Annotated in this window: 7 protein-coding genes and 1 rRNA gene; 6 read left to right on the top strand and 2 right to left on the bottom strand. The window is 63.8% G+C overall.

From position 1 onward, the window contains the following. The 6 genes from rrf to ACNFCH_RS13550 form a co-directional block, all read left to right on the top strand. Positions 1–85 (top strand): 5S ribosomal RNA (gene rrf / locus ACNFCH_RS13575); the annotation flags it as partial. Positions 86–415: 330 nt separating this feature from the next. Then, a complete protein-coding gene (locus tag ACNFCH_RS13570) occupies positions 416–2,059 on the top strand; it encodes an acetolactate synthase large subunit (RefSeq protein WP_099592774.1) in 1,644 nt (547 codons plus the stop codon). Between the two features lie 160 nt (positions 2,060–2,219). Next, the gene (locus ACNFCH_RS13565) at positions 2,220–2,774 is read left to right on the top strand and encodes a UPF0149 family protein (RefSeq protein ID WP_070091762.1); all 555 of its coding nucleotides are present in this window, start codon (positions 2,220–2,222) and stop codon (positions 2,772–2,774) included. A gap of 172 nt (positions 2,775–2,946) precedes the next feature. Next, complete coding sequence (locus ACNFCH_RS13560) at positions 2,947–3,576, top strand: glutathione S-transferase family protein (protein ID WP_416742974.1); 630 nt, start codon at positions 2,947–2,949, stop codon at positions 3,574–3,576. A gap of 18 nt (positions 3,577–3,594) precedes the next feature. Further along, positions 3,595–5,610 carry a pyridoxamine 5'-phosphate oxidase family protein gene (locus ACNFCH_RS13555; RefSeq protein ID WP_416742973.1) on the top strand — a complete coding sequence of 672 codons (2,016 nt, stop codon included), beginning with the start codon at positions 3,595–3,597 and terminating at the stop codon, positions 5,608–5,610. Positions 5,611–5,656: 46 nt separating this feature from the next. Beyond that, positions 5,657–6,556 (top strand): LysR family transcriptional regulator, encoded by a 900-nt coding sequence (locus ACNFCH_RS13550; protein WP_337157416.1) that lies wholly within the window; start codon positions 5,657–5,659, stop codon positions 6,554–6,556. A 125-nt stretch (positions 6,557–6,681) separates the two neighbouring features. Here ACNFCH_RS13550 and ACNFCH_RS13545 read toward each other — a convergent pair whose 3' ends face one another. Together ACNFCH_RS13545 and ACNFCH_RS13540 are read right to left on the bottom strand one after the other, a co-directional pair. Continuing rightward, a complete protein-coding gene (locus tag ACNFCH_RS13545) occupies positions 6,682–8,112 on the bottom strand; it encodes a PLP-dependent aminotransferase family protein (protein ID WP_337157417.1) in 1,431 nt (476 codons plus the stop codon). 18 nt (positions 8,113–8,130) lie between these two features. After that, positions 8,131–9,561, bottom strand: a complete 1,431-nt coding sequence (locus ACNFCH_RS13540; protein WP_337157418.1) for a transporter — start codon at positions 9,559–9,561, stop codon at positions 8,131–8,133. Positions 9,562–9,755: the final 194 nt, after the last annotated feature.

The following is a 9,755-nucleotide window of genomic DNA, read 5'->3' as shown; positions in this document are numbered from 1 at the left end:
ATCCCATCCCGAACTCAGCAGTGAAACGATGCATCGCCGATGGTAGTGTGGGGCTTCCCCATGTGAGAGTAGGTCATCGTCAAGATTCATTTCGCAAAACCCCTATCTGCGTGAGCAGGTAGGGGTTTTGTCTTTATGGCCTTGAAAGACACGCCGCCTCTAGGCCGAGGCAAGCCTGCTTCTGCAGCTGCGAACCCTGCCTTCGCAGCAAATATCTTTTGCTCGTCGGCTACCTCACGTCGCCTTATCGTAAGTGCGACAATATTGCTGACACATTACGTGACTTCCCCGTACCTACCCTGCGTCAAGGCTTAGGTTCGGGGCGATCCTGGCACCCGGACCGAGCGATGCCAGCGCACCGTGCTGCGCATTCCTGGACTTCACCACCGTCCTATCACTTGAGGTAGCAAGCAAGATGGCCAAGGCCGCCGATGTCGTTGTGCAATGCCTGGAAAACGAAGGCGTCGAGTATGTGTTCGGCATTCCCGGCGAGGAAAACCTCGACCTGCTGGAATCCCTGCGCAAGTCGAAGATCAAGCTGGTCCTGACCCGTCATGAGCAGTCCGCGGGCTTCATGGCCGCCACCTACGGCCGCCTGACCGGCAAGACCGGCGTCAGCCTGTCGACCCTCGGCCCTGGTGCCACCAACCTGGTGACCGCCAGCGCCTACGCCTACCTGGGCGGTATGCCGATGATGATGATCACCGGCCAAAAGCCGATCAAGAAGTCCAAGCAGGGCCGGTTCCAGATCATCGATGTGTGCGGCATGATGGACCCCATCACCAAGTACACCCACCAGTTCGCCTCGGCCGACAACATCCCGGCCCGCATGCGCGAAGCCTTCCGCCTGGCAGAAGAAGAAAAGCCAGGCGCTGTGCACCTGGAACTGCCGGAAGATATCGCCGCCGAGCAGACCGATGCCATGCCGATCCAGCCCAGCCTGCACCGACGTCCGCTGGCCGAGCACGTGGCCATCGAAGCGGCCGTCGAGAAGCTGCGCACCGCCCGCAGCCCGATCCTGGTGATCGGCGCCGGCGCCAACCGCAAGATGACCGCCAAGGTCCTCAAGCAACTGATCGACAAGACGGGCATTCCATTCGTCACCACCCAGCTGGGCAAAGGGGTGGTGGACGAGCGCCATCCGAGCTTCCTGGGCAACGCCGCGCTGTCGTCCGGCGACTTCGTGCACCGCGCCATCGAGGCGGCCGACCTGATCATCAACATCGGCCACGACGTCATCGAGAAGCCGCCATTCTTCATGGTGCGTGGCGGTACCGAAGTCATCCACGTCAACTTCCGCTCCGCTGAAGTCGACGCCGTGTACTTCCCGCAGATCGAAGTGATCGGCGACATCGCCAACGCCGTCTGGCAGATTGCCGAAGGCCTGGGCGACACCTCGCATTGGGACTTCACCCGCCTGCTGGCGATCCGCGAAGCCAACGAAGCGCAGATCGCCGAAGGCAAGGACGACGACCGCTTCCCGGTGTACCCGCAGCGCCTGGTCGCCGACATCCGCCGCGTCCTGCCGTCCGAAGGCATCGTGGCCCTGGACAACGGCATCTACAAGATCTGGTTCGCCCGCAACTACAAGGCCCACAAGCCCAACACCGTGCTGCTGGACAACGCCCTGGCGACCATGGGCGCCGGCCTGCCGTCGGCCATGGCGGCGCACCTGGTGTACCCGGACCGTCCGGTCATCTCGGTGTGCGGTGATGGCGGCTTCATGATGAACAGCCAGGAGCTGGAAACCGCGGTCCGTCTGGGCATGCACATCACCGTGGTGATCCTGCGTGACGACGGCTACGGCATGATCCGCTGGAAGCAGGCCAACATGGGCTTCACCGACTTCGGCCTGGACTACGGCAACCCGGACTTCGTCAAATACGCCGAAGCCTACGGCGCCAACGGTCACCGCGTCGAAAGCGCCGAAGGCCTGCTGCCGCTGCTCGAGCACTGCATCAAGACCCCGGGCGTACACGTGATCGACTGCCCGGTGGACTACAGCGAGAACGACCGCATCCTCAACCAGGAACTGCGTGAGCGCGCGTTGGCGGTCTAACGGCTGACGACCTGTCGCGGGACAAGCCCCGCTCCCCTAGGCATTGCACCTTTGGGGAGCTGGGTTTGTCCCGCGATTGCGATTGTTCAACCCATAATTTCCTCAACACCTTCCCCCATGTGCTAGGGTGCACCCAAATTTCCGCCCTAGGACACTCATCATGCTTCCCGCCCTCAGCGAAAAAGAGCTCGACCGTCTTGAAGACTTGCTGATCACCTACGGCAACGACTATTCCGTGCTCAACCTGGCAGAGCTCAACGGCTTTTTCACGGCGTTGGCCAGCTCACCCAATGCAGTCATTCCCGAGCTGTGGTTGCCTGCTGTCGCCGGCGGCAAGGTCCCCAAGTTCAAGAAGCCGGCCCATGAGGAAGCCTATACCGCGCTGATGCTGCGCTACGCCAATCAGGTGGCTCAAGCGCTGGCTGATGATCTTGAGCACTTCGAGCCATTGTTCGAAGAAAGCGAAGGCGAAGAGGGCCCGGCGATCATTCTCGAAGAATGGTGCTTCGGCTACATGCGCGGCACCCAGGTGGCCGAGTGGAGCGAGCTGCCGCCGGAGCAGGATCGCCTGCTCAAGGCCATTTCCCTGCATGGCTTGGAAGACAATTTCGAACTGCTTGACTCGATGAGTTTCGATGAGCACCAGGCCTGCGTGCCCCAAGTGGTCGAAGCCGCTCGCGGGTTGTACCTGTATCAGAAGCGGCAGCGGCACTGAGCATGGACCTTGCCGCCGCGCTGTAGGCGCGGACATGTCCCGCGCCAGGGGCTACGATTGTTCCACCTGGCGAAATACTGGATTGCTTCGCGCACCGATTCTGCTGCCCACCGATCCCGTGCAGCATGTCCTCCAGCAGCGCCACTCCCGGCGCTGATCCGGAGCCCAGAACATGCCAAGCCCGATCAAACTCTATAACTTCCCCAAGTCCGGCCATGCTCACCGCATTGAGCTGATGCTGTCGCTGCTCGAACTACCCACCGAACTGGTCTTTGTCGATCTGGTGAAGGGCGAGCACAAGCAGCCCGAATTCCTGGCCATCAACCCCTTCGGCCAGGTGCCGGTGATCGACGACAACGGTATCGTCATCGCCGACTCCAATGCCATTCTGGTGTACCTGGCCAAAGCCTATGGTGGTGAACGTTGGCTGCCTCAGGATCCGCTCGGTGCCGCTCGCGTGCAACGCTGGTTGTCGGTCGCGGCGGGCCCGTTGGCCTTCGGCCCGGCGGCTGCGCGCCTGGTGACGGTGTTCGGCGCTTCGTTCAACACCGATGAAGTCATCGGCCGTGCCCACACCTTGCTCAAGGTGATGGACGCCGAACTGGCCAAGGGCCCGTTCCTGGTCGGTGACCAGGCGACCATCGCCGATATCGCCAACTATTCGTACATCGCCCATGCGCCGGAAGGCAACGTGTCCCTGGAGCCGTACCCCAATGTGCGTGCCTGGCTAGCCCGTATCGAGGCGCTGCCAGGCTTCGTGCCCATGCCACGCACCGTCATCGGTTTGCAGAACACGCTCTGAGCCCCGAGGAATGCCGCCATGCGATCACCCTGGCATGCAGGTGAAAAACGGCTACAGGAGCAAGCCGGTGTTGCAGAGCGCATGGAGGCATTTGGGCAGAAGGTCATCCGTGACTATATGCCCGATCAGCATCGCGCGTTCTACCACCAGTTGCCGTTCATGGTGGCCGGTGCCGTCGATGCCGAGGGTAAACCCTGGGCGACGCTGCTCGAAGGCCCTGAGGGCTTCGTCAGCTCGCCCGATCCACGGCAGTTGCTGATCGGCACCGAGCTTGCCGCCGACGATCCGGCCACGCCAGGTTTGGTGGCCGGCGGTGCCGTCGGTCTGTTGGGCATCGAGCTGCATACCCGGCGGCGCAATCGCCTCAACGGCACGATTCGTCGTGCCGATGCCGGCCGATTGGAGGTAGTGGTCGAGCAGTCATTTGGCAACTGCCCGCAGTACATTCAGTTGCGCGAGTACACCCGTGTCGACCAGCCACCGCAACCGCGCCGGGATTCGGCGGCGCTTGATGCCGGCACCCGCGCCATGATCGAGAATGCCGACACGTTCTTCGTTGCCAGTTACGTAGAGTCTGAAGGCGGCCAGCGTTCAGTGGATGTCTCTCACCGCGGTGGTCGCGCCGGTTTCGTGAGAGTCGAGGGCAACCGCCTGACCATCCCCGACTATGCCGGCAACCTGCATTTCAACACGCTCGGCAATCTGCTGGTGAACCCGATCGCAGGCTTGTTGTTCGTCGACTTTGCGAGCGGCGACGTGCTACAGGTGGTCGGGCGAGCCGAGGTGATTCTCGACAGCCCGCTGATCAGCGCCTTCGAGGGCGCCGAGCGAATCTGGACCCTGGACATTGAACAGACAGTGTTTCGTCCCGCTGCCGTGTCGCTGCGCTGGACGTTCCACGAGTACGCCCCCACCAGCCTCATGACCGGTACCTGGGCGCAGGCCGAGCAGCGCCTGCAACAGCATGAGCGGCAGCGCCAATGGTTGACCTGGCGAGTGCTGCGCATCGAACAGGAAAGTCGCGATATCCGGTCGTTCTATCTGCAACCCGAGGATGGAACTCCCGTGATCTTTGCGCCCGGCCAACATATTCCCGTGCGCTTGCGGATCGATGGGCAGACGCCGGTGATCCGCACTTACAGCCTGTCCAGCGCGCCATCCGATGGCGAGCTGCGTATCAGCGTCAAGGCGCAGGGGCCGGCCTCTCGGTATCTGCATCAACAGCTGAAGGTCGGTGAACTTCTGGACGTGCGCCTGCCCATGGGTAGCTTCACCCTGGATCAACACAGCATACGACCCCTCGTGCTGATCGGTGCAGGCGTCGGCATCACGCCGCTGATCGCCATGCTCCGCGAGCAACTGGCCAGCGGGCAAGGGCGATGCATCCATCTGTTCCACGGCGGGCGCACCTTGGCCGACTTGCCATTCCAGCAGGAGCTTGCCGCGCTCCAGCAGCGGTCCAATGGTCTGCTGCATATCCACCGCGCCCTGAGCCAACCGGAAGCACATGCCGTGCGCGGCCGTGATTACACCTTCGCCAGCCGCCTGAGCATCGATCAGATCAAAGCCTCGCTGGCACTGGACGACTACGACTTCTATCTCTGCGGCCCAGCCGGCTTCACCCAGGACCTGTACGAAGGCCTGCGCGGCGTGCACGTGCCCGATGCGCGTATCCATGCCGAGGCCTTCGGCCCCTCGACCCTGCGTCGCCACACCGACGACAACCAGCCCACGCTGCAACAACCGCCGCCTGCCAACGAACCGGTACCGGTGTACTTCGCCAGTTCCGCCAAGGAAGCACGTTGGGTTCCCGACAGCGGCTCGCTGCTGGAGCTGGCAGAGCACCGGGGCCTGTCGCCGGAGTTCAGTTGCCGAGGCGGGTCCTGTGGTACCTGCAAGACCAAAGTGGTGAGCGGACAGGTCCACTACCCGATCCCGCCCGCCGAATTACCTGAACCTGGCAGCGTGCTGATCTGTTGCGCCATCCCGGCTCAGCCTGAGGGCGGTGTGCAGCCCTTGGTGCTGGAGCTCTAGCGTCAGCGCTGGAATAATCGCCCCAGGACAACGCATGGGGCGCGGCATGGACCAGATTCACCTGATGAAAGTGTTCGTGGCCGTGGGCGAGCTGGAAAGCTTCGCCGCAGCGGCCCGCCGTCTGGCCATCTCGCCGGCGGCCGTGACCCGCGCGGTCACCGCGCTGGAGGAGCAGCTCGGGGTCAAGCTGCTGCTGCGCACCACCCGCAGCGTGCGCCTGACCGAGGCCGGAGGCCGTTACCTGGAAGACACCCGACACATTCTGGCCAGTATCGTCGAAGCCAACGAAGCCGCCGCCGGCATCAACGCCGCGCCCAAGGGGGACCTGGCGGTGACGGCCCCCATCCTGTTCGGCAAGAAATTCGTCATGCCCTGCATCGTCCGTTACCTGCAGCAATATCCCGAGGTGGACGTGTCGGCGTATTTTCTCGACCGCGTGGTGAATCTGGTGGAGGAGGGCATGGACGTGGCCGTGCGCATCGGCCAGTTGCCGGATTCCGGGCTCAAGGCACTGCGTGTAGGCCAGATGCGTCGGTTGCTGTGCGCCTCGCCCGAGTACCTGGCGCGCCATGGCATGCCGCGCCATCCTTCGGAGTTGCACAGGCATCAGATCATCGCTGCCGGGGCGCTGTCGCCGCGTACGGACTGGCGCTTCGGCGCGATCGACGACCCGACGTTGGTGCGCATGAAGCCGCGCCTGACCGTGACCAGCAACGATGCCGCCATCGCAGCAGCCAGCGCAGGCCTCGGGATCGCCCGGTTGTTGTCCTATCAGGTGGCTGACGAACTGGCGGACGGGCGCCTGCAGGTGATCCTGGCCGAGTACGAGGAGGCGTCCTGGCCGATCCACATCCTGCATCGTGAAAGCAAGTACGGCTCGACCAAGGTGCGCACCTTCATCGACATGCTGGCCGAGCATTTGCGCAGCCAGGCCCATCTGGCCTGATCTCTCGCAAACACCCTGTCCACAATGGCTGCAGCTCGGTCCTGTGGGCTGGCGAAGCCTGCAAACCAGCCCCGGTATCCGGAAGGGCGCCACTCGCCCAAGCCCGTAGCCGTTGCAGGGCATTTCTAGCCCGGGCGATGCCGTTGTGCCTGGCCAGCGCACTCAGCCAGCACCTTCAGGCCCCGCATCACCTGCGGCGTGATCGCTCGCCCCAGGCATACCCGCAACCCGGTGCCAGACGCCCCATCGGCGAAGAACATCCCGCTGTCGCCCACATTACAGCCACCTTCCCCCGCCAGCCGTTGCAGCCGCGCCATGTCCGTTCCTTCAGGCAGCTCGAGCCAGTGGATAAAGCCTCCCTGAGGCGCCACATAGCCTGTCCCAGGGGGGAACGCCGACTCGACCTGCGCCAGCATCACCTCGCTCTGCGCCGCGAGCCGTCCACGCAATTTCGCGCAGTGCTCCTCCATGTACCCCCGGCCAATGAACTCATCCAGCACTCGCTGCGCCAGGCTCGACACTGCCAGATTGCGGGAAAACAGCTGGGCCAGGATGGCATCCCGATACCGGCCCGCCACGCACCAGCCTACCCGGTACCCTGGCGCCACGGTCTTGGAGAACGACGAGCAGTAGATCGTCTGCCCGCTCGTGTCGTAGTGCTTGATGGCTTTGGGCCTGTGCGCCTCGTCCACCAGGTCGAAGAAAATATCGTCCTCGATGATCGGCACATTCGCCGCCTGGGCCAACTGCGAAAGCTGCGCTCGCGCGGTGTCGGGCATGATGAAGCCGCGCGGGTTCTGCAGTGTCGGGTTGAGGAAGATCACATCGACCTTCTTGCCCTTAAGGGCCCATTCCAGGTGCGTGAGATCGATACCACTGTCGGCGTGGGTGCGGATGGGCAGGGCGCGCATTCCTAGGCGCTCGATGGTCTGCAGGATGCCGTAGTAGGTGGGCGTCTCGATGGCCACCGTGGCACCAGGCCGCGCGACGGCTTCGAGGGCCAGCTCCAGGGCCACGGTGTCACCCGAGGTCACCAGGATATCGTCCGGGCTGCAGGTCACGCCGCGCTGCAGCATCAGCCCGGCGATACGACGGCGTAGCGAGGCCAAGCCCGGCGGAGCGATCAACCCGGCCAACGGCTGATCGGCCTTGCCCACTAGCGTGGCCAGGCATTTGTTCAGCAGCACCTGAGGCGTGAGCTCATCGTGCAGTACGGCCGAGCTCAACGACAGTGTGGTGTTGCTGGCCGCCTGGGCGAGCATGGCGACCACCGCGTGGTTGACGTTGACAGAGACACTGGCCAGGTCGAACTCTTGTACCTGGGCCGCACCCTTGGCGACGAAATAGCCCACCCGAGGCGTGGCCTGTACATATGCATTGGCCTCCAGCTCTGCCAGGGCCCGTTGCACCGTGGCGATACTGCTGTCGAACAGCCGCGCCAGCTCGCGCACCGAGGGCAATTGCGTGCCGCTGGGCCATTCACCGCTGTCGATCTGGCGCAGCAGCCAGGCGTTGACGGTGTGCCAGCGTTTGTCGGGGTTGGGGTTCCGGTCCATGGGCAGCCTTGTGTCGAGTCAGGCGCAGGCCCCCGAAAGGTAGAGCAAAACCGCACCGGTTGCAGCCACGATGATAATGTTCAACAGCACCAGGGCAAAGCCGAAGCGGATCAGCCCGTGTTCTTCTTTACGGTTGGCGCCGGCCAGGCCGATGACCAGCGACAGGATCGACAAGGAGCCCAGCGCGCCATGCCCGGCGGCACTGTTGACCATGGCCGCCAGCCACGGTCCATGGGAGGTCGACAGCCCCGCGATGGACGGCATCACCAGTGTGTTGCCGCCCACATTGGACCCGGTGACATAACCCGCCAGCCCTGCCAGCAATGACACTGTCGAGGCCAGTGATACGCCTGATAACGATTGCAGGGCGCGTTGCGCTTCGAGCAGAAAGCCCGCCTTGACCATCACCTGGGAGAGCAACAAGAACAGGAAGATCGTCGCCACCGGGAACCGCGCCCGGGTGAACAAAGCCTTCCAGGCAAAGCCCGAGCCCTGGCGCCTGAGCATCATCAGCACCACCAGCAGCAACGCCAGCCCCGGTGAGGCCAATGGCTTCCATGACACGTTGGACCCGTGCACCACCCACAGCCCGTCCCAACTCGACAGCAGGAACAGCCCCCGCGAGACGATGATCACACCCAGCAGTGCCAGGTACGGCCAAGCGACGGGTGGCCAAGGCACCAAGGCGCCGCGTTTGGCATAGGAAATCCCCAACCCCACGCACGCCACAGACAATCCTGCCAGTACGCCAGAGGCTTCAGGCCCCACCCACAGATTGGCGGCATACAGGACCACACTGAACAGCACCGCGACCGTGCCCAGTCCAAGCCACGCGGCAAGGCTGCGTACACCCGCCAGAGCAAGGGCCACTGCCGTCAGGCACAGGAATACTGGCGCGCTGACCAGCGCTGAGTGGCTGCCCAGCTCATGGGCCGGCAAATGTACCAGCAGCGCGCCGATCACCGTGGCCAGCCCGAGGGTACCCCACGGCATTACGACCATCCCGGCCAGGGCCATCTTCATGCCCGCCTCACGCGAGAACAGCCCCATCAGCAGCGGCACCGTGGCGATCAGCGACACCCCGAACCCGGTCATCGCCTCCAGCAATGGCGCCAGACCCAGCACGATGAAGATCACCTGCATCGGCGGCGTCCAGCCCAGCTCCCGCACCCATGCCCCGATGGCCTGCGGTGCGCCAGCGCGTTCGACCAGGATGACGAAGGCCAGGCCCGGGACGATCACGCAGGCGGTACTCAGGAACAGGATCATGGTGTCTTGCACGATGGCGCCGGACACCGCCGCCGAAAGCGGCTGGGCGACACCCAGCCCCCACAGCAGCAGGACACCTGCCACACCGGCCAGCGCGGCCTGTACGGGTGGGCGACGCAGCAGCAGGATCAGTGTGATGACCAGGCCAATGGGGGACATTTGCAGGAGCAGGGCGGTCATGATGTGGTTCCTTCAATTGCCCGGGAATATGAAGGAGAGGGTGATAGGGCGACCGATGCGACAACAGATACAGAGACCGGCCCATTTCCAATACACCCCCAAGAGCAGCGCAAGTGCGTAGGAGCGGCCTTGTGCCGCGATGGAGCGCGAAGCGGTCCCAGAGATCTCAACGCCCATCAGGACGGCACAACTGA

Source organism: Pseudomonas sp. NY15354, assembly GCF_048068075.1.
In the GTDB taxonomy this organism is placed as follows: domain Bacteria; phylum Pseudomonadota; class Gammaproteobacteria; order Pseudomonadales; family Pseudomonadaceae; genus Aquipseudomonas; species Aquipseudomonas guariconensis_C.
Note: the sequence above shows the minus strand (reverse complement) of the source record. Positions and strands in the feature narration are given on the sequence as shown.

Coding starts and splice junctions, on each gene's coding strand:
- ACNFCH_RS13570 (WP_099592774.1), top strand. CDS start 416: ATGGCCAAGGCCGCCGATGTCGTTGTGCAATGCCTGGAAAACGAAGGC.
- ACNFCH_RS13565 (WP_070091762.1), top strand. CDS start 2,220: ATGCTTCCCGCCCTCAGCGAAAAAGAGCTCGACCGTCTTGAAGACTTG.
- ACNFCH_RS13560 (WP_416742974.1), top strand. CDS start 2,947: ATGCCAAGCCCGATCAAACTCTATAACTTCCCCAAGTCCGGCCATGCT.
- ACNFCH_RS13555 (WP_416742973.1), top strand. CDS start 3,595: ATGCGATCACCCTGGCATGCAGGTGAAAAACGGCTACAGGAGCAAGCC.
- ACNFCH_RS13550 (WP_337157416.1), top strand. CDS start 5,657: ATGGACCAGATTCACCTGATGAAAGTGTTCGTGGCCGTGGGCGAGCTG.
- ACNFCH_RS13545 (WP_337157417.1), bottom strand. CDS start 8,112: ATGGACCGGAACCCCAACCCCGACAAACGCTGGCACACCGTCAACGCC.
- ACNFCH_RS13540 (WP_337157418.1), bottom strand. CDS start 9,561: ATGACCGCCCTGCTCCTGCAAATGTCCCCCATTGGCCTGGTCATCACA.